Below are 17,273 nucleotides of genomic sequence, written 5' to 3'. Positions count from 1 at the left end.
CCGTTCCTGTATCCGGGCAGACTTGGAAGCATGTCGGACACAGCACAACGACTGCTGCGGCTGCTCTCCTTGTTGCAGACGCCGCGGGACTGGAGCGGACCGGAGCTGGCCGAGCGGCTCGGCGTCACCGCGCGCACCGTCCGCAACGATGTGGAACGCCTGCGCGGTCTCGGCTATCCGGTGCAGGGGATCAGGGGCGTCACCGGCGGTTACCGCCTCGGGGCGGGTGCGGAGTTGCCGCCGCTGCTGCTCGACGACGATGAAGCGGTCGCCGTCGCGGTCGGGCTGCGGGTGGGCGCCACACAGGGCGCGGTCACCGGCATCGAGGAGGCGGCGCTGCGTGCCCTGGCCAAGCTGGAACAGATGCTGCCGTCGCGGCTTCGCCGTCGTGTCAACGGCTTGCGCGCCTACCTCGTCCCGCTTCCGCACGCGGGCCCCAGCGTGGACGCCGACACGCTCACCGCGATCGCGGCGGCCTCGCGCGACCACGAGCGGCTCCGGTTCGACTACGTCGGCCATGACGGGTCGGCCGGCCGCCGCGAGGTCGAGCCGCACCGGCTGGCCCACAATCGAGGCCGCTGGTACCTGGTCGGATGGGACGTCGCGAGGTCCGATTGGCGCACGTTCCGGGTGGACCGGATGCGGTTGCGGACGCCGAACGGCCCGCGGTTCACCCCACGCGAGGACCCTGGCGGTGACCTCGCCGGCCACGTCGCCACCGGCCTGGCCACCGCGACCTGGCAGTGCCGGGCCCGGGTGATGGTGCGCGCCCCGGCCGAACACGTGCGCGAGCGGCTGCCGTCCGGCATTCCGGTGGAACCCTTGGGCGATGACGCCTGCGTGGCCGAGGTCGGCTCGGACACACCGCAGATGCTGGCCTGCTATCTGGGCATGCTCGACGCCGACTTCGAGGTCACCGAGCCGCCCGAACTCGTCGCGGCGATCCGCACGTTGGCCGGCCGCTACCGGCAGGCGGTTCCGGAGGGTGCCTGAGGGACACGAGCGATCACCGCCTCGGCCGGCCTGCCCGGCACCCGCGCGAGATCATCGCTCCGGAACTCCGGCGATGGGGGCCAGACGGTGGGCGATCCTCCGGTCGTGGTCGCCGCGCCGCACCTCCACTCCCTGCGGGGCACGGGCGGGATCCCGCACGACCGCGACCACGCCCCGGCCCTCGCGGCCGGCGCACATCTCAGGGCGGAGTCCGGGTGTTCGGCCCGGTCCCGCACCGTGGGCTGTTAGCTTGGGCGAGCCCCGGTGACCAGGTAAACGACGTCCTGGGCGACCCGCACCGCATGATCCGCGTACCGCTCGTAATACCGCCCGACCAACGTGATGTCGATCGCCGGCTCCACCCCGTGCTGCCAGTCCTTGGCCAAGATGCTCCTGAACAGCCTGCGATGCAACCGGTCCATCGCGTCGTCGTCCTGCTCCAGCTCCAGCGCCGAGTCCACGTCCCGCGACGCCACGCAGCTCCCGGCCTTCGTGACCAGGTTCTCCGCGATCTGGCCCATCTCCAGGATGGTGGAGCGCACCTCCGGCGGGATCGCCGAGTCGGGGTGGCGCAGCCTGGCCACCTTGGCCACGTGCACGGCCAGGTCGCCCATACGCTCGAGGTCGGTGCCCATGCGCAGCGCCGTGATGACCATTCTCAGGTCCACCGCGACCGGCTGCTGCCTGGCCATCAGCTCGAAGATCGAGGTCTCGACCTCCGCGAACGTGGCGTTCACTTCCTCGTCGCGGGAAATGACGCTCTCGGCGAGCTGGAGGTCGGCGTCGAGGAGGGCCGTGGTGGCACGAGAAATGGCCGAGCGGACAAGCCGGGTCATCTCGACCAGCTTGTCGGTCAGCGAATCAAGTTCTTCATGGTACGCGTCGCGCATGTCGTCACCGTACGGCCCGGTCGATGAACGAACCCCTACAGCAAGATGAACTTTCCAGGAAAGGGTCGTTCATCCCCTGATGAGGGGGTCTGTCCCTGCGGAAACGCCACCTACCATCGGAGGCATGAGTGAGATGGCCATGAGCTTCGCGGCCCTGGCCGGATTCGTGGTGGGCGCCCTGGCGGTCCTGTTCTACCGCAATCAGATCGAGGCCCCCAGCCGTACCGCCGCGACCGATGGCGTGGAGACCGGCGCCGCGCTGCCGCAAGGCGTCGCGTCCGTGCTGGCCGTGCTGCCCTCGTCCGCGGTGGTGCTGGACGCCCACGACCGCGTCCTGCGCGCCAGCTCGGCCGCACGGGCGTTCGGGCTGGTCAAGGGTGACCGCCTGATGGCCGCGGAGCTGCTCGCCCTGGCGAGACAGGTACGCCGCGACGGCGAGATCCGCGAGAGCGAGATCGACGTCGCCGGGCACAAGTTCGGCCAGGAGACCACCAACTTCGCCGTCCGCGTGGCACCTCTCGGCTCCTACGGCCAGGTGCTGGTGCTGGCCGAGGACCAGACCGAGCGGCGCCGGGTCGAGGCCGTGCGCCGCGACTTCGTCGCCAACGTCAGCCACGAGCTGAAGACCCCGGTGGGCGCCATGAGCCTGCTGGCCGAGACCATCCAGGACGCCGCCGACGACCCCGAGGCGGTCAGCCGCTTCGCCGGGCGCATGCAGCACGAGGCGGCCCGGCTCAACTACCTCATCCAGGACCTGATCACGCTCAGCAGGATCCAGGGCGCCGAGCCCATCCCCACTCCGGGCCAGGTCTCGATCGACGAGGCCGTCAACGACGCCATCGACCACTGCAACACCAGGGCCGTCGCCAAGGACATCGCGCTCGTCACCGGCGGCACCGAGGGCCTGCGCATCTGGGGTGACGACGAACTGCTCGTCACCGCCCTGCGCAACCTGATCGACAACGCGGTCGCCTACAGTCCCGAGCACACGAGGGTCGTCGTCAGCGTGCGGCCCGCGGGCGACTCCGTCGAGATCAGCGTCAGCGACCAGGGCATCGGCATTCCCGAGGAGGCGCTGGAGCGCATCTTCGAGCGATTCTTCCGCGTCGACGCGGCCCGGTCGCGCGCCACCGGCGGCACCGGGCTCGGCCTCGCCATCGTCAAGCACGTCGCCGCCGCGCACGCCGGCGAGGTGTCCGTATGGAGCAAGGAAGGGTCCGGCTCCACCTTCACGCTCCGCCTGCCCGCCTTCGGCGGGACGGCGGTGGCAGTACCACCCTCGATTCCCCTGGAGGCAGCCTCGTGACTGAGCGAAGCGAAGGAACCATTGGACGCAGCACCCTCAGGGGCATGAGGCCGACGAAGGAGGACTCATGACCCGTGTACTCGTGGTGGAGGACGAGGAGTCCTTCTCCGACGCCCTGTCCTACATGCTGCGCAAGGAGGGCTTCGAGGTGTCGGTCGCGGCCACCGGGCCCGAGGCGCTCGACACGTTCGACCGCAACGGCGCCGATCTGGTGCTGCTCGACCTGATGCTGCCCGGTCTGCCCGGTACGGAGGTGTGCCGCTCCCTCAGGCAGCGCTCCAAGGTGCCGGTCATCATGCTGACGGCCAAGGACAGCGAGATCGACAAGGTCGTGGGCCTCGAGCTGGGCGCCGACGACTACGTCACCAAGCCGTTCTCCTCGCGCGAGCTGGTGGCCCGCATCCGCGCCGTGCTGCGCCGCCAGGGTGACATGCCGGAGGAGCTGGAGACGGCCGTGCTGGCCGTCGGCCCCGTACGCATGGACGTCGACAGGCATGTCGTCGCCGTGCGGGGTGAGGCGGTGCAGCTGCCGCTGAAGGAGTTCGAGCTGCTGGAGGTGCTGCTCCGCAATGCGGGGCGGGTGCTGACCCGGGGCCAGCTCATCGACCGTGTCTGGGGCGCCGACTACGTGGGCGACACCAAGACGCTGGACGTCCACGTCAAGCGCCTGCGCGCCAAGATCGAGGCCGACCCGTCCAACCCGCGCTGCATCCTGACCGTGCGCGGCCTGGGCTACAAGTTCGACGCCGTGGAGGAGTGAGAAACCCCGGTACCGCGAACGGCGGTGCCGGGGTTTCGCATGCCCTCAGTGGTGTGTCAGTGGGCCTCTTCCGCGGGGGCGGACGGCGTCGGGGTCGGCGTGGGGGCCGGGGTGGCGCCGGGGGCCGGGGGGTAGTCCTTGAACTCGCGGCTGCGCGTGACCACAGGCACGTTCAGGGACACGACTCCGGCGTTGGCGAACTGGAGGTCCAGCTTGATGGTCTCGCCGCCCCTGAGGCTCTTGGGGATCGCCTCGAGCATGATCTGCGGGGTGGGCTTGCCGGTGTTGACGAGCTGGTTGCTCGGGAGCTGGATCGGCGCCGTGACCTTCACCGTGCCCATGTTGCCCGCGGAGACGGCCTGAAGCGTGTCCGGGGCGCCGGCGGTGTTGAGGATGTTCAGGTAGATCGGGGCGGAGCCGCGCCAGGCCAGCTGAGCTCCGGAGTCGGGGCCGAGGATGAACGCCTGCGGGATGTGAATGCCGCTCTGGTTGCCGTACGAACCCTTCTCGATCAACGCCTGCGCCTCGTTCGGGGCGTACGGCTTGTTGGTGGTGGCGTCGATTCCAGCCCCGCAGCCCGCGAGCACGGGGGCTGCCAAGAACGCGGCGGCTACGACAATCCAGCGACGGCTGGTCACGGGCGGGTTCTCCTTGGTCTTGCGCAGGTGTCGCGCGTGCGTGATGTGCAGCGCCCACCATATCCACCCCAATGCAAGGTCATATCCACACCCCCGCAGGTCATTCGCTATGTCCGGAAATGCGATTCATACAGTTGAGAGCTTGTCAAGCCCCAATATGCGGCCTTGACCTGCAGTTATGAGGATTTCACTGTTCCGGGAGGCTGTGGATGCGTGGTACCCTGGAGTACAGCGGAAGGGGTACTTGTCACATGACTTTCCAGGTCGGCGACACTGTCGTCTACCCCCACCATGGGGCTGCTCGGATCGAAGCAATCACGAAGCGATCCATCAAGGGTGAGGAAAAGACCTACCTGGTGCTCAAGGTCGACAAGGGCGACCTTACCGTCCAGGTGCCAGCCGAAAACGCAGAACTCGTCGGTGTGCGCGATGTTGTCGGTCAGGAAGGCCTTGAGCGGGTTTTCGATGTCCTTCGGATGCCGCACACGGAAGAGCCGACCAACTGGTCTCGTCGCTACAAGGCCAATCTGGAGAAGCTCGCATCCGGCGATGTGAACAAGGTCGCCGAGGTGGTTCGGGACCTGTGGCGGAGGGACCGCGAGCGCGGTCTGTCCGCAGGCGAGAAGCGCATGCTCGCCAAAGCGCGCCAGATCCTGGTCAGCGAGTTGGCCCTGGCCGAGAAGACCAATGAGGACAAGGCTGAGGCCCTTCTCGACGAGGTTCTCAACTCCTGAACACGAATCTTCCACGGGTGGGCGTCGGAGTCGACGTCCACCCGTTCGCTTCGGCTGGCTCGGGGCGTGAGCTCAACCTCGCGGGCCTGCACTGGCCGGGCGAGACAGGGCTCGAAGGCCACTCCGACGGCGACGCGGCCGCGCACGCGGCCTGCGACGCGTTGCTGTCGGCGGCCGGGCTGGGCGATCTGGGCGGGCTGTTCGGCACCGCCGACCCGCGCTGGGCGGGCGCCTCCGGCGCCTCCCTGCTCGAGGAGACCGCGCGCCAGGTGCGCGCCGCCGGCTACGAGATCGGAAACGTGGCCATCCAGGTGGTCGGCAACCGGCCCAAGCTGGCGCCACGTCGTGCGGAGGCCGAGCTGGCGCTCGCCGCCGCCGTGGGCGCACCCGTGAGCATCTCCGCCACCACCACCGACGGGCTGGGGCTGACCGGCCGCGGCGAGGGTGTCGCGGCCATCGCGACCGCTCTGGTCGTCAACCTTTCCTGAACCGCAGGCGTCATACGTAGGGATGCGTGAGGGTGTCCCGGCGGGCCGCCAAGCCCGTCGAGTTCGGAGGCGGCGGTTCGTCACTGGCGCGGTACGGACCGCCGCCTTCCCATGGGTAGTTTGCCTGCTCAGGGGGTAGGTCTCCCCAAGACATGTGAACGTCTCGGGGGGAGCTACACATGATCGGCGCGATTGTTTCCGCAGTAGTCATCGGCGCCATCGTCGGTGCGCTTGCCCGGCTGCTGGTGCCCGGCAGGCAGAACATGTCCATCGGTCTGACCCTCATCGTCGGCATCGTGGCCGCCCTGATCGGCACGCTGATCGCACAGGCGGCCGGCTGGGCCGACACGCGAGGGATCGACTGGATCGAACACATACTCCAGCTCGTCCTGGCCGTCGTCGGTGTGCTCCTTGTGACGCGAATGGGCATGGGGCGCGGCGGTCGCAGCGGCAGAACAATGACCTGACCTGCCCCTTCACCAAGACGGCGCATAATCGCCGTAGATCGGGTAGCCACCTCCCCGTGAGAGTGAACCGCTCACCCTCACGGGGAGGTTTCATGTCATGACCATCGAATCCATCCTTGGCGCCATAGTGATTGGCGCCGTGATTGGCGCAATCGGTCGCCTGCTGCTCCCTGGCAGGCAGGCCATCGGGTGGATCCTCACCATCGTCGTCGGCATCGTGGCGGCTCTGCTGGGCACGCTGCTCGCACAGGTGCTCGGTGTGCAGACGACACCCGGCATCGACTGGATCGAGCTGGTGATGCAGGTGGTGCTCGCCATTGTCGGAGTCGGCCTGGTGGCCGGGCTCCGTCGCGGCACCAGCGTCTGACGGCAGCGGCCTCCAGGCGGGATACATGGGCCCGCCCGGGATTCGTCCCGGGCGGGCCCCTTCTCGGCCCTCAGGCGGGCGTGCTCAGTCCTCAGGCGGGCGTGGCGTGCTGCGCAGACGCCCTGAGGGGGCCGGGGTGTCGTCGTGGATCACCGGGTGAGGGGCGGTGTCCTCCAGCTCCTCACGCGTCTCCTCACGGCGCTCTCCGGAGTCGGCGGCCTCGGGGCCGTGCTCGGGATCCGGGACCTCGTCGTCCTCGACGACGGGGTGGGGCTGGGTGTCGGCGTCCTCCTCCTCGTCCTTGCGGTCGGAGCGGGGGTGGACGAGGACGTCGGTGGGCTTGACCCGGTCACCCCAGCGGACGGGGCGCGTCAACGCCTCAGGCTCCGGCTCGGGCTCTGGTCGGGGCTGGGGTTCCGGCTCGGGCTCGGGCTCTCGTTCGGGCTCAGGGTGGGGCTCGGGCTCGGGCTCAGGCTGGGGCTGGGGTTCTAATTCGGGTTCTTTCTCCTCCTGCACCGGCCACTCGGACACCCGCGTCGAGACCGGGGGCGTCTCGGGGGCGGCGGTGGGACCGACCACCGGCGTGGGCTCCAGCACGGGCACCGGCGCCTGCGTGGCGAGCGGGGGCGGCGTCTCGGCCTGGGACTGGGGGCGGTGGAACGGCACGATGTCCTGCTCGGCCGTACGGTCGTCGCCCTCGCCCGAACCCTGGGCGCGATGGGCCTGCACGTGCTTGATCAGCAGTAACCACAGCCACAGCGCCAGGGCCAGCATGACCCAGGGCGCCAGGGCCACGCCCACGGCCGTCGGCCGCACGTCGAACGTGAGCCGCACCGCCGTGGCCACGTTCGCCGCCGCGGCCGCCACGATGAGCAGGACCAGCACGAACGCCGCCTGGACGCGTACGAGCATCCTGGCCGGGCGCAGCAGCAGCACGCCGATCAGCGCCACCACCAGGAGCGCGTCGAAGGCGGCCGGATAGAGGAAGGCGAGGTTGGGGCGGGCCTCGCCGGTGAGCGCCAGCGCGCGCAGGTCGTCGAAGGAGAGCGCGCACGCGGCCCCGGTGAGGGCGGCGACGGCGAGCCCGGCCAGGGCGATGCCCAGGCGGCGGAGCAAAGAGGGGGGAGTCACGTCCATGGCGGTTTCGAGCCTACAGAAGAATGGGGTCGCAGACCGATCAAGGGAGACCCCGCATGGCCGAGCTCACGGAAGATGTCCGCAAACTTCTGGACGCGCCCAATTACGCGACGGTGACGAGCATCAACCCCGACGGCGGGCCGCAGTCGTCGGTCGTGTGGGTGCGTACGGACGGCGACGACGTGATCTTCTCGACCGTGAAGGGGCGCAGGAAGCCGCGGAACTTCGAGCGCGACCCGCGGGCGAGCCTGCTGGTGATCGACCCGGCCGATCCGTACCGCTACGTGGAGGTACGCGGGCGCGTGACCGTGACGCCCGACCCGGCGGGCGCGCTCATCGACGAGCTGTCGCAGAAGTACCGAGGGCTCCCATGGGAGGACAAGCCGGGCGTCGAGCGGCTCATCGTACGGATCTCGCCGGACAGGGTGTTCTTGCGAGGCTGATTATTCGACGTGATGACGGCCCCGAGGCGTTAGCCTTTCCTCGTGAGCCTGCACATCTACGACACCAGTACGCGCGCCATCCGTGAATTCGTTCCGGTCGAAGCCGGCCGGGCGTCGATTTACCTGTGTGGGGCAACCGTGCAGGCTCCCCCGCACATCGGGCACATCCGCTCGGGCGTGAATTTCGACGTGCTCAGGCGCTGGATGGCGCGTTCCGGATATGACGTGACGTTCTGCCGCAACGTCACCGACATCGACGACAAGATCATCAGGGTGTCGGCCGCCGAGAGCGTGCCCTGGTTCGTCGTGGCCGAGCGCAACCAGCGGGCCTTCACCTGGGCCTACGAGACGCTGGGCTGCCTGCCGCCGACCGTCGAGCCGCGCGCCACGGGCCATGTGCCCGAGATGATCACGCTGATGGAGCGGCTGATCGAGCGCGGGCACGCGTACGCGTCCGGTGGAGACGTCTACTTCGACGTGCAGTCCTACGCCGACCGCTACGGCACGCTCTCCAACCAGAAGGTGGAGAACATGCGGCCCGCGGCCGACACCGACGATGAGTCCTGCAAGCGCGATCCGCGCGACTTCGCCCTGTGGAAGGGCGAGAAGCCGGGCGAGCCGACGTGGCCGACGCCGTGGGGGCCCGGGCGCCCCGGCTGGCACCTGGAGTGCTCGGCCATGGCGACGAAATACCTGGGCTCGACGTTCGACATCCACGGCGGCGGGCTCGACCTGATCTTCCCGCACCACGAGAACGAGATCGCCCAGTCCCAGGCCGCGGGCGACGGCTTCGCGCGTTTCTGGATGCACAACGGGATGCTCAAGATCGGCGCGGAGAAGATGAGCAAGTCGCTCGGCAACTCGCTGCTGATTCCCGAGATGGTGCAGAAGGTCCGGCCGGTGGAGCTGCGCTACTACCTGGCGGCGCCACATTACCGCTCCTCGATCGAATACTCGGAGGAGGCGCTGCTGGAGGCCGCGGCGGCCTACCAGCGGATCGAAGGCTTCGTGACGCGGGCCGCGGAGGTCATCCACGATGTGGACGCCGACGCGCCGCTGCCCCAGGCGTTCGCCGACGCGCTCGACGACGACCTGGGCACGCCCCAGGCGCTGGCGGTCGTGCACGAGGTGGTGCGCGAGGGCAACGTGGCGCTGTCCAAGGGCGACAAGGAGGCCGTGGCGCGGCTGCTGGCCGAGACCCAGAACATGCTCGACGTGCTGGGCCTCGACCCGCGCTCACCGCAGTGGCGCGGTGCCGGGTCGGACCTGACCCCGGTGGTGGACGCGCTGGTGGCGGTGGCGCTGGAGCAGCGCAAGGCGGCCAGGGAGCGCAAGGACTACGCGGCCGCCGACGCGATCAGGAACCAGCTCGCGGCCGCCGGCATCACGGTGGAGGACACGCCGCACGGGGCTCGCTGGGAGCTGAGCCACTAGATCCGCAAGAGGTCGATGATCACGTACTGGTCTCCCAGCGGGTAGGAGACCAGGCGGTTCCGGGTCAAGCCCGGCTGGACGCTGACCGACCCGCCCTTGGCGTCGGGGCGTAGGCCCAGGTCGCCGGACTTGCCGGTGGTCAGGTCGAGCAGCGCCTGGCCGCCGGTGGGCATGGGCTGGTGGATCGTCATGAAGCGGTCGTAGGCCAGCCCGAGCGGCGCCCACTGCGGCAGCTCCCGCTGCTGCGAGCCGTCGCGCAGGCGGTGGAAATACTTCTCGTCCGCGCCCGTGCCGACGCACGAGGTGACGCCGCACCTGACGAACTTCTCGCCGGGCCGGACGAGCGCCCTGCTGGTCTGCCCGGTCTCGACGTTGAGCAGCTCCTCGAAGCTGGGCTCGTTGTCCGGCGTGTAGTCGCCGGGGGTCCCCACCCACGGCCAGCTCAGGATGTGATGGCGGTCGGCACCCGCGACGGGGGTCACCTGCCCGCCGTCGAGGGGCAGGGTGAAGACGCCTCCTTCGAGGACGGAGAAGGCGAGCTTTCCTGCGACCACGGCGGAGGCGTCGGTGCGCCCCTCGACCGGGGCGTCCGTCGCGATGGCGGCGGGCTCTCCGCCCGTGATGGGGACGGACCAGAACTCGGTACGCCTGTCGCGGATCGTCTGCCAGACGACTCGGCCTTCGCCGACCGCGTACCCCGAGGCGAACACGCCCTTCGGGGTCCGGATGTCGGCGATCTTGCGGACGTCGCCGGTGCCGAGGTCATAGGCGTAGATCGCGTCGGCCTTCTCGAAGCTCGACCACGTCGACAGCAGGATCGTCCGGTCGTCGATGAACAGCAGCGGCTTGAACTTGCGGCCGTCCGACAGCTTCGCCGGTATCTTCCACACGGCGTTCGGCCACACCTCCTCGACGGGGGCAGGACGTCCTTCCTGGGCGGCCAGGCTCTTTCGAGGGGATGGGGCGGGATTCACCGCCAGATGGGCGCGGTCGTCGCCGAGGCCGCGTACCGTCACGGCCACGCCGCCAGCGACGACCGCCACGGCGAGCGCTGTCACGGCGGCCAGCGTACGCGCCCGGCGCCGCCGCGAGCGGCCCACGATCTCCGTGGACAGGCCGCTCGGAGCCTGCGGCGCGGATTCGGCGGCGCGGCCGATGACCCGGCGGAGGTCGTCTTCCAGCTCCTTGGTCACGGGGTGCTCCTCTTGGCGGGGGTACGGTGGGCGATCGCGGAACGGAGCTTGGCCAGCCCGAGCGAGGCGTGGCTGCGTACGGTTCCCTGGGAGATGCCGAGGAGCTCGGCGATCTCCGCGTCGGCGAGTTGCTCATAGAAGCGGAGGACGAGCACGGCGCGCTGTTTACGCGGCAGCCCTTCGAGGGCCTGCCACAGCTCCTGGTCGTCGTCGGAGGGGAGCGCGTCGTGCAGGGGCGTCTCCGGCAGCGCCCAGGCCAGGTGCTCGCGGCGGCGCAGTCTCCAGGCGCTGATGTGGAGCCGGGTCATGATGACCTTGGTGTAGCGTTCCGGATCCTCCTTCCGCCGCACCCTCGACCAGGCCCTGTGCAGCCTGATCAGCGCCTCCTGCGTCAGGTCGGCCGCGTCATGCGGGTTGCCGCTGAGCGCGTAGCCGTAACGCAGCAACGCATTGGCTCGCTCCGCGACGAACTCCGTGAAGCGGGAGTCGTCTTCCACTTGTCATCGCCTTTCCCTGGTCCGTCTCCACAGAGACGGACTTGGTGGGGGATTTGTTGAACGGCCGGTGGACTTCTGCCCTGGGCGATACGGGGCGCGCTCGGGAAGCGCGGATCGACCACGCGACTCCTGCCCCAGCCTCGGACGACTGTGCTCGGTGCCCTTCGACCTCCTCTTTCCGCGACCCTCTCCGCGAGCACCGCTCATCCGCTGCGAAAGATCTCCCTCGCCGCCGGAAGATCACCCGAATCCTGGTATGGGCTGAGGTGGCTGGCGGCCCGAGTACCCTTGATGGCATGGCAGCAGGGGGTAGGGCATCGGGCAGGCCCGCGAAGAAAAAGGGCCCGTCCAAAGGCGCCGGAGGGCAGCGCCGCCGGTCGCTCGAGGGCCGGGGCGCGACCCCGCCTGCCGAAATGCGTCACTGGTACAAGGACAAGGCCCGCACCGAGCGCATCGCGCGCGAGGAGCAGGGAGGCGCCCGGCGCGCCGCGCCTGCCAGGCAGCGGCGCTCGGAAGACGCCCCCGAATACATCGGCGGCCGCAACCCGGTGCTGGAGGCGCTGCAGGCGGGGGTGCCGAGCAACGCCCTCTACGTGGCCCAGCGCATCGACAACGACGACCGCGTACGCGACTCCATCAAGATCGCGGCAGAGCGCGGCATCGCCCTGCTCGAGGTCTCCCGCGACAAGCTCGACCGCCTGACGGAGGGCGCCGTCCACCAGGGCATCGCCCTCCAGATCCCGGCATACGACTACGCGCACCCGTCCGAGCTGGTGGACCTCGCGGAAGAAGCCGGCGAGGTGCCGCTGATCGTCGCCCTCGACTCGGTCACCGACCCCCGCAACCTGGGCGCCATCGCCCGCTCCGCCACCGCCTTCGGCGCCCACGGCCTGCTCGTCCCGTCCCGCCGCTCGGCCGGCGTCACGGGCGGCGCCTGGAAGACGTCCGCCGGCACGCTCGCCACCCTCCGCGTGGCCCGCGCGTCGAACCTGACGGCGGCACTGCGGGAATACCGGGAGGCCGGGCTGTTCGTGATCGGCCTCGACGGTGCCGGCGAGACCGACATCGGCGACGTCGACCTGCTGACCGAACCGCTGGTGGTGGTCGTGGGCTCGGAGGGCAAGGGGCTCTCACGGCTGGTGCGGGAGCACTGCGACGTGGTGACGCGCATCCCGATGCAGGCGGCCGCCGAGTCGCTCAACGCGGGGGTGGCGGCTGGGGTGGCGCTGTATGAGGTCGCTCGTCACAGGCGTCTCTAGCGTCTACACTGGTAGGCCGTGCCGACGTAGCTCAATCGGCAGAGCATCTGTCTTGTAAACAGAAGGTCAGGGGTTCGATTCCCCTCGTCGGCTCGCAGCTCAAAGGCCCCTTCCGCGACTTGGAAGGGGCCTTTTTGATCTCTATACAGCAGCGCCGTACAGCAACCGCGTTAGCTTTCCTGGTCCTGGCCCTGATCGCCGTTAGCAAGCCGGTCGTTGAGCCGGTCGAGTGCTTTGCGGGTTTCCGGGCTTGGGATCTGGGTGTAGACGTTCATGGTCACGCTGATCTGTGAGTGCCGGAGGATCCGCATCGCCACGCGCGGGTGCACGTCGAGAGCGGCCAGGAGTGAGGCGCAGGTGTGCCGGGTGTCGTGGAAGCGGATGCGTGGGACATTGGCGTTCTTGCAGTGGGAGTCGAAGGCACGGTTCAGATTCCGCGGTTCGATGGGCGTGCCGTACTTCGTGGTGAAGACCAGGGCCGACTCTTTCCACCCGGCGCCGGCCTTTTCGCGGGCCTGGTCCTGCAGCTCGCGACGCTGCTTAAGTGCTGAGATGCACAGCCCCAGGAGCGGCAGCGAGGCGGTTGAGTCGTCGGTCTTGGTCATGTCGCGGTGCAGGAGCTGGCCGCCGACTCGGGTGAGCTGGCGGGCGATGTGCAGCTCATCACCGTCGAGATTTACGCAGTCCCAGGCCAAGCCAAGGACTTCACCACGGCGCAGGCCGAGGAGAAGGACGAGCACGTACGCCGCGTAGAGCGGATCGTCCTGGACCTGCTCCAGGAACCGGCGAGCCTCATCGACGCTCCAGACGACCTGTTGCCGCTTCTTCTTGGTCTTGCTGGCGCTGGGCATCGTCGTCAGGGCGGCTACGTTCTTGGAGATCAGCTCCTCACGAATGGCGTGGCCGAGGGCGGCTCGAAGAGTGCGGCGAATGCCGATGATCGTGTAGCGGGCCGGGTAGCTGTTGCAGCACTTACCGATGGCGCAGCAGCGGCGCTTGCGCTCTGGGCGCCTGTGGTCCTTCTTCTGATTGCAGCAGGTGCAGAGGGTGGGCAGGGTGTTCAGCCAGGTCTGAACGTCGCGGACGGTGAGCTTGTCGAGGCGCTTCTTGCCCAGGCCAGGGACGATGTACAGCCGGACGAGGGGTTCGTACGCGACGTAGGTGGTCGGTTCGCGGTTGGGCTCGACGACATCGGCGAGCCAGCGCTTAAGGAAGGCGGCCACTGTCTCGTGCTTGGTGGCCACCGGCCCTTTGCGCGCCTGGTCGTGGAGCTTGAGCCACTTCTCGTGGGTCTCCTCGCGGGTCTTGCCGTAGGCCCACTTGCGGGTGCGCTTGCCCTCTGGGGTAGTGACCCAGACGTAGCCCGCCCAGCCGTCCTTGTACGGGAAGATCGAGCCTTCGCCGTTCGATCGCTTGCCCATCAGGCGGCCTCCTCACATAGACGGGTCACGTAGGCGTCCAGCGCCGACGATGGGATGCGGCGGCAGCGAGTGCCGACGAGAACGGACGTGAGTTCGCCGGAGCGGATCAGGTTGTAGAGGGTCCAGCGGCTGATCTTGAGGACGGCCATGGCTTCGGGCACGGTGAGCAGTTCAGCCATCATGAGCGGCCTCCTGCGTGAGTGAGGTGGCGAGGGCTTGTTCGCTGGGTGTGAAGCCCTGTCCGGCGTATTGCCAGTGGCCGAGGACGAGGGTGGTGTCGGGTTCGTAGGGCAGCCGTGCGCGAGTCCAGTTGGTGCGGGCCTGGCGGAGTTCGCCGAGGGTGGTGGAGTAGGCGCGGCTCTTGGTGGAGAAGTGGCCCCGGAAGCCGAGCATGTGGGCCCAGTCGCGGAGCCGTAGGTGGGCGAGGTCGGGGTGAGCGGTCGGGTTGCCGAGGGCCCAGGCGGTGCGGATGAGCCGGGCCGGGTGGTCGGCGATGCCCAGGCGGGTGAGCTGGTGGATGGTGGCGTGGGTGAGTGGCCGGTCGAGGGTGCCGGTGGCTTCGGCGTCCTTGGTGGCGTACTTGGCGATGTAGCCCGCAACCTTCTCCTCGGTCATGTCGCCGTCGTCATCGGCGGGATGGATGTGCTTGACGTCGATCTGGTCGCCCCAGACGAGTTCGCGGGTGGGCTGGCCGAGGTCGGGTGCGGGCAGGCGAACGGCTCGGGCGGCTGAGTGAATGGCGTCGTCGAGCAGGTCTGCGGTGGCCCACGCGGGCGGTGGGACGGGTGTGTTGTCGTCGGTGCGGCTGTCGAGGCGGATGACGGCGTGGAAGTGTACGACGCCTCGGGCCTGGTACTCGGCGACCTTGGCGAAGGAGATCCGGACGGTTTCGTTGAAGGTCTTGCGGGTCAGTCCGGCGGCGGCGGCCAGGTGCCGGCGGAGGTAGATGGTGAAGCGGCGCCAGAGGTCTCCGGCGCTGGCGTTCCACAGGACGTGGCCGATGTAGTCGTAGCTGTCGGGGTCGAGTGGTTGGCCGATGGCCGGGTCTCCTTGCTGGTGGCGGGTGAAGCAGGCCGGGCCGGTCCGGCGCGGGTGGCAGACCGGCACCGTGCCGTTCTTGGCCGGGCCTCGATGGACCGGGCCGAAGGTGGGTGCGGTGAAGGTGGCCAGCACGCGCGGATGGGTGCGGACGGTGGCCGGGACGCCCTTGTCGCCGCCGAGCAGTCCGGCGCGGATGAGGTGGAAGGTGTCGCGGCGGTAGGTCTCGGCGCAGGCCGGGCAGCGGGACGTGCGGCGGTTCCCGCAGCGGACGAGCAGTTGGCTGTGTGGTTCGCCGGTCGTGGTGTAGTGGCTCAGGAGTTCGCCGGTGTGGGTGTGGATGGTGGCGGACTCGCCGGTGAGGCGGATGGGTTCGCGGCAGCCGCGCAGGCGGTCTACCTGGCGGATCCAGCGGGTGATGTCGTGGGTGGAGCGGCGGGTCAGGTCGCGGATGGCGGGGCCGAGCAGGCTGGCGGGTGAGGGCCGTTCGGGAGCCTCGGTCATGAGGTCTCCGTTCCGGAGCCTTCGCAGCACGGGCAGTAGATGGTCACGAGCTGTCGGGTACGGAGTGAGCGGACGCGGACGGAGCCGTAGCCGCCGCATTCCGGGCATGGCCGGTGGCGCATACTGGAAGTCCTTCGTTGAGTGCGGAGGGTGACGCCCCACGGGGACGGCGGGCTGCCAGGCTTGAGCCGTCCCGTGGTGGCGTCGTTGATCAGTTGTGGTTGTCGATGCCGGTGCCGGAGCAGTCGCGGCAGGTGTCGTCGTCGTACAGGCCGGTGCCGTTGCAGGTGGCGCAGGCGTAGGCGCGGATCTCGTACGGGTTCATGCAGTGCCTCCGGTGGTGCCGCAGCAGTCCAGGCAGAAGGCCCAGGTGTCGATTCGGGTGGCGTTCTTGCCGCGTCCGACGATCTCCCAGGTCTCCACCTGGCCTTCGCCGTTGCAGGTCGAGCAGGTCTTCTTCTTGGTACGGGTTCGCTTGGTGGTGGTCATCGGGTTCGCCTCCTTCGGCAAATTGGACAGCTCTCGGCAGTGGTTGGGCCGGGGCGCTTCGGTGGGTAGTAGCTGGGGCCGGAACCGAGGCAGTGGCGGCAGTAGAGGTGGTTCATGCCGGGCCGCCCTGCGCCGGGAGCCAGGCGGCGCGGTTGCCGTTGGCGTGCCGGATGGCGGCTACGACGTGGCCGAGGTTGGTCGCGTCCAGGCTGGTGAGGGCCGGGCCGAGTTCCACGGGGAGGGCGTAGGCGATGGAGAGGGCGATGCGGAGCATGGCGGCCTCTCCACCGGAGCAGGGCAGGTGCCCGAGGGTGAGCGCGTCGTGGGCGGCAAGCCAGTCGATGACTGCGAACGGTTCCGCCAGGTCTACGGCGACGGCTTGGAAGTCCGGTCGGCGTAGCCAGGTGCCGTGGTGGATCAGCAGCTCCACGGCGGCTTCCATCGGGTAGGAGCCGTGTGCCCAGGAGCGGGCGGACTCGATGAGGTCGTGGTGGTTCATGCGACGGGTTCCTTTCGGATCAGGGTGAGCAGGTCGTTGGCCACGTCGGCCGAGACGTGCATGCGGGTGGCGAGCTGGTCACCGGTGATGGGCCGGTGGTGCTTGGTGTGGTGGTCGTCGGCCAGGCGGCGGGCGTAGGCCAGCAGGGCCGGGGACACATCGGGTTCGGGTGTGGGTTCGGCTGAGGGCAGTTCGACGGGCTCGAACTGGATGACCTCGGCGATCTCGGTGTCGGTCTCTTCGGGCTCTTCCGGATCGGCCGGCCTTTGTGGCCGGTGGGAGGCGCGGCGCTCCAGCATCGACACCGAGACCAGGAAGGCCACGGCCGGTGTGGCGGCGGTGATCCATCCCCAGACGGTCGGGCGGGCGGTGGCCAGGTTCGCCGCCAGGGTGAGGACGATGCCGCCGGTCAGCACGAGGGCGGGCCAGGACATCCAGCCATGTCGGTGGCGGCCGGTGCGCTTGTCACGTTGAAGTTCGCGGGCGGCCATGACGCACATCAGGTCGATGCACACGGCGACCGCCCAGGACTGCCAGCCGAGTTGTCCGTGCCGGGCGGCCAGGTCGCTGATGTGGGTGAAGGACCCGACAGCGGCGATGATGGCCAGGACGAGTACGGGTCCGGTGTCGCAGATGGTGGAGCGGATGCGGTCCAACGAGGGTCGCCTCCCTTCGTTTTTCGGCATGGGCCGGGTAGGGACCTGGCGCGATGGGCT

At 69.2% G+C, this 17,273-nt stretch carries 21 protein-coding genes and 1 tRNA gene; 11 read left to right on the top strand and 11 right to left on the bottom strand.

Translation table 11 applies throughout. The features are described 5' to 3' along the window. The first annotated feature begins 30 nt into the window (after positions 1-30). Entirely contained in the window at positions 31-993 is a 963-nt protein-coding gene (locus AB0J69_RS21600; protein WP_364119745.1) for a YafY family protein, read from the top strand. 245 nt (positions 994-1,238) lie between these two features. Here AB0J69_RS21600 and phoU read toward each other — a convergent pair whose 3' ends face one another. Further along, the gene (phoU, locus tag AB0J69_RS21595; RefSeq protein ID WP_364119742.1) at positions 1,239-1,883 is read right to left on the bottom strand and encodes a phosphate signaling complex protein PhoU; all 645 of its coding nucleotides are present in this window, start codon (positions 1,881-1,883) and stop codon (positions 1,239-1,241) included. A 133-nt stretch (positions 1,884-2,016) separates the two neighbouring features. On the opposite strand from phoU, the gene AB0J69_RS21590 reads away from it, so the two are divergent. Together AB0J69_RS21590 and AB0J69_RS21585 are read left to right on the top strand one after the other, a co-directional pair. Further along, entirely contained in the window at positions 2,017-3,189 is a 1,173-nt protein-coding gene (locus AB0J69_RS21590) for an ATP-binding protein (protein ID WP_364120005.1), read from the top strand. A gap of 67 nt (positions 3,190-3,256) precedes the next feature. After that, on the top strand, positions 3,257-3,949 hold the full coding sequence (locus AB0J69_RS21585; protein ID WP_364119739.1) for a response regulator transcription factor: 693 nt from the start codon (positions 3,257-3,259) through the stop codon (positions 3,947-3,949). A 56-nt stretch (positions 3,950-4,005) separates the two neighbouring features. Here AB0J69_RS21585 and AB0J69_RS21580 read toward each other — a convergent pair whose 3' ends face one another. Continuing rightward, a complete protein-coding gene (locus AB0J69_RS21580) occupies positions 4,006-4,659 on the bottom strand; it encodes a copper chaperone PCu(A)C (protein ID WP_364119736.1) in 654 nt (217 codons plus the stop codon). Positions 4,660-4,838: 179 nt separating this feature from the next. On the opposite strand from AB0J69_RS21580, the gene AB0J69_RS21575 reads away from it, so the two are divergent. From AB0J69_RS21575 to AB0J69_RS21560, 4 genes are all read left to right on the top strand, one after another. After that, positions 4,839-5,321 carry a CarD family transcriptional regulator gene (locus tag AB0J69_RS21575; protein ID WP_043624891.1) on the top strand — a complete coding sequence of 161 codons (483 nt, stop codon included), beginning with the start codon at positions 4,839-4,841 and terminating at the stop codon, positions 5,319-5,321. A 17-nt stretch (positions 5,322-5,338) separates the two neighbouring features. Then, a complete protein-coding gene (ispF, locus tag AB0J69_RS21570) occupies positions 5,339-5,809 on the top strand; it encodes a 2-C-methyl-D-erythritol 2,4-cyclodiphosphate synthase (protein ID WP_364119733.1) in 471 nt (156 codons plus the stop codon). Positions 5,810-5,988: 179 nt separating this feature from the next. Continuing rightward, entirely contained in the window at positions 5,989-6,276 is a 288-nt protein-coding gene (locus tag AB0J69_RS21565; protein ID WP_364119730.1) for a GlsB/YeaQ/YmgE family stress response membrane protein, read from the top strand. 97 nt (positions 6,277-6,373) lie between these two features. After that, entirely contained in the window at positions 6,374-6,643 is a 270-nt protein-coding gene (locus AB0J69_RS21560) for a GlsB/YeaQ/YmgE family stress response membrane protein (protein WP_364119728.1), read from the top strand. Positions 6,644-6,727: 84 nt separating this feature from the next. On the opposite strand, the gene AB0J69_RS21555 is transcribed toward AB0J69_RS21560, so the two are convergent. Next, a complete protein-coding gene (locus AB0J69_RS21555; RefSeq protein WP_364119727.1) occupies positions 6,728-7,780 on the bottom strand; it encodes a DUF2637 domain-containing protein in 1,053 nt (350 codons plus the stop codon). Between the two features lie 56 nt (positions 7,781-7,836). Between AB0J69_RS21555 and AB0J69_RS21550 the strand changes: the two genes are divergently transcribed. Both AB0J69_RS21550 and cysS read left to right on the top strand, forming a co-directional pair. Next, positions 7,837-8,223 (top strand): PPOX class F420-dependent oxidoreductase, encoded by a 387-nt coding sequence (locus AB0J69_RS21550; protein WP_364119725.1) that lies wholly within the window; start codon positions 7,837-7,839, stop codon positions 8,221-8,223. A gap of 42 nt (positions 8,224-8,265) precedes the next feature. Next, positions 8,266-9,657 (top strand): cysteine--tRNA ligase, encoded by a 1,392-nt coding sequence (cysS, locus tag AB0J69_RS21545; RefSeq protein ID WP_364119723.1) that lies wholly within the window; start codon positions 8,266-8,268, stop codon positions 9,655-9,657. Here the strand turns inward: cysS and AB0J69_RS21540 are convergent. Both AB0J69_RS21540 and AB0J69_RS21535 read right to left on the bottom strand, forming a co-directional pair. Next, a complete protein-coding gene (locus AB0J69_RS21540) occupies positions 9,654-10,850 on the bottom strand; it encodes a hypothetical protein (RefSeq protein WP_364119720.1) in 1,197 nt (398 codons plus the stop codon). The genes cysS and AB0J69_RS21540 overlap by 4 nt on opposite strands. Next, positions 10,847-11,347: a SigE family RNA polymerase sigma factor gene (locus AB0J69_RS21535; protein ID WP_364119717.1), complete on the bottom strand. Its 501-nt coding sequence runs from the start codon at positions 11,345-11,347 to the stop codon at positions 10,847-10,849. Before AB0J69_RS21535 ends, AB0J69_RS21540 begins: the two co-directional genes overlap by 4 nt. Positions 11,348-11,643: 296 nt before the next feature. On the opposite strand from AB0J69_RS21535, the gene rlmB reads away from it, so the two are divergent. Both rlmB and AB0J69_RS21525 read left to right on the top strand, forming a co-directional pair. Beyond that, positions 11,644-12,606, top strand: a complete 963-nt coding sequence (gene rlmB / locus AB0J69_RS21530) for a 23S rRNA (guanosine(2251)-2'-O)-methyltransferase RlmB (RefSeq protein ID WP_364119714.1) — start codon at positions 11,644-11,646, stop codon at positions 12,604-12,606. A 20-nt stretch (positions 12,607-12,626) separates the two neighbouring features. Beyond that, positions 12,627-12,699, top strand: a tRNA-Thr gene (locus AB0J69_RS21525). 77 nt (positions 12,700-12,776) lie between these two features. Here the strand turns inward: AB0J69_RS21525 and AB0J69_RS21520 are convergent. The 6 genes from AB0J69_RS21520 to AB0J69_RS21495 form a co-directional block, all read right to left on the bottom strand. Then, positions 12,777-14,027 carry a site-specific integrase gene (locus AB0J69_RS21520; protein ID WP_364119712.1) on the bottom strand — a complete coding sequence of 417 codons (1,251 nt, stop codon included), beginning with the start codon at positions 14,025-14,027 and terminating at the stop codon, positions 12,777-12,779. Further along, positions 14,027-14,209: a helix-turn-helix domain-containing protein gene (locus tag AB0J69_RS21515; RefSeq protein ID WP_364119709.1), complete on the bottom strand. Its 183-nt coding sequence runs from the start codon at positions 14,207-14,209 to the stop codon at positions 14,027-14,029. Before AB0J69_RS21515 ends, AB0J69_RS21520 begins: the two co-directional genes overlap by 1 nt. After that, positions 14,199-15,569 carry a replication initiator gene (locus AB0J69_RS21510; RefSeq protein WP_364119706.1) on the bottom strand — a complete coding sequence of 457 codons (1,371 nt, stop codon included), beginning with the start codon at positions 15,567-15,569 and terminating at the stop codon, positions 14,199-14,201. The genes AB0J69_RS21515 and AB0J69_RS21510 overlap by 11 nt, the downstream gene beginning before the upstream one ends. A 321-nt stretch (positions 15,570-15,890) precedes the next feature. Then, a complete protein-coding gene (locus AB0J69_RS21505; RefSeq protein ID WP_364119703.1) occupies positions 15,891-16,058 on the bottom strand; it encodes a hypothetical protein in 168 nt (55 codons plus the stop codon). 112 nt (positions 16,059-16,170) lie between these two features. Then, the gene (locus AB0J69_RS21500; RefSeq protein WP_364119701.1) at positions 16,171-16,557 is read right to left on the bottom strand and encodes a hypothetical protein; all 387 of its coding nucleotides are present in this window, start codon (positions 16,555-16,557) and stop codon (positions 16,171-16,173) included. After that, the gene (locus AB0J69_RS21495) at positions 16,554-17,213 is read right to left on the bottom strand and encodes a DUF2637 domain-containing protein (protein ID WP_364119698.1); all 660 of its coding nucleotides are present in this window, start codon (positions 17,211-17,213) and stop codon (positions 16,554-16,556) included. Before AB0J69_RS21495 ends, AB0J69_RS21500 begins: the two co-directional genes overlap by 4 nt. Positions 17,214-17,273: the final 60 nt, after the last annotated feature.

This window comes from Nonomuraea sp. NPDC049709 (assembly GCF_040674815.1).
Taxonomy (GTDB): domain Bacteria; phylum Actinomycetota; class Actinomycetes; order Streptosporangiales; family Streptosporangiaceae; genus Nonomuraea.
The sequence above is the reverse complement of the archived record's forward strand: the minus strand, read 5'-3'. Positions and strand labels throughout refer to the sequence as shown.

What these genes read in the sequence shown, in the direction of transcription:
- AB0J69_RS21600 (WP_364119745.1), top strand. Translation starts at nt 31, where the DNA reads ATGTCGGACACAGCACAACGACTGCTGCGGCTGCTCTCCTTGTTGCAG.
- phoU (WP_364119742.1), bottom strand. Translation starts at nt 1,883, where the DNA reads ATGCGCGACGCGTACCATGAAGAACTTGATTCGCTGACCGACAAGCTG.
- AB0J69_RS21590 (WP_364120005.1), top strand. Translation starts at nt 2,017, where the DNA reads ATGGCCATGAGCTTCGCGGCCCTGGCCGGATTCGTGGTGGGCGCCCTG.
- AB0J69_RS21585 (WP_364119739.1), top strand. Translation starts at nt 3,257, where the DNA reads ATGACCCGTGTACTCGTGGTGGAGGACGAGGAGTCCTTCTCCGACGCC.
- AB0J69_RS21575 (WP_043624891.1), top strand. Translation starts at nt 4,839, where the DNA reads ATGACTTTCCAGGTCGGCGACACTGTCGTCTACCCCCACCATGGGGCT.
- AB0J69_RS21565 (WP_364119730.1), top strand. Translation starts at nt 5,989, where the DNA reads ATGATCGGCGCGATTGTTTCCGCAGTAGTCATCGGCGCCATCGTCGGT.
- AB0J69_RS21560 (WP_364119728.1), top strand. Translation starts at nt 6,374, where the DNA reads ATGACCATCGAATCCATCCTTGGCGCCATAGTGATTGGCGCCGTGATT.
- AB0J69_RS21555 (WP_364119727.1), bottom strand. Translation starts at nt 7,780, where the DNA reads ATGGACGTGACTCCCCCCTCTTTGCTCCGCCGCCTGGGCATCGCCCTG.
- AB0J69_RS21550 (WP_364119725.1), top strand. Translation starts at nt 7,837, where the DNA reads ATGGCCGAGCTCACGGAAGATGTCCGCAAACTTCTGGACGCGCCCAAT.
- rlmB (WP_364119714.1), top strand. Translation starts at nt 11,644, where the DNA reads ATGGCAGCAGGGGGTAGGGCATCGGGCAGGCCCGCGAAGAAAAAGGGC.
- AB0J69_RS21520 (WP_364119712.1), bottom strand. Translation starts at nt 14,027, where the DNA reads ATGGGCAAGCGATCGAACGGCGAAGGCTCGATCTTCCCGTACAAGGAC.
- AB0J69_RS21515 (WP_364119709.1), bottom strand. Translation starts at nt 14,209, where the DNA reads ATGATGGCTGAACTGCTCACCGTGCCCGAAGCCATGGCCGTCCTCAAG.
- AB0J69_RS21510 (WP_364119706.1), bottom strand. Translation starts at nt 15,569, where the DNA reads ATGACCGAGGCTCCCGAACGGCCCTCACCCGCCAGCCTGCTCGGCCCC.
- AB0J69_RS21505 (WP_364119703.1), bottom strand. Translation starts at nt 16,058, where the DNA reads ATGACCACCACCAAGCGAACCCGTACCAAGAAGAAGACCTGCTCGACC.
- AB0J69_RS21500 (WP_364119701.1), bottom strand. Translation starts at nt 16,557, where the DNA reads ATGAACCACCACGACCTCATCGAGTCCGCCCGCTCCTGGGCACACGGC.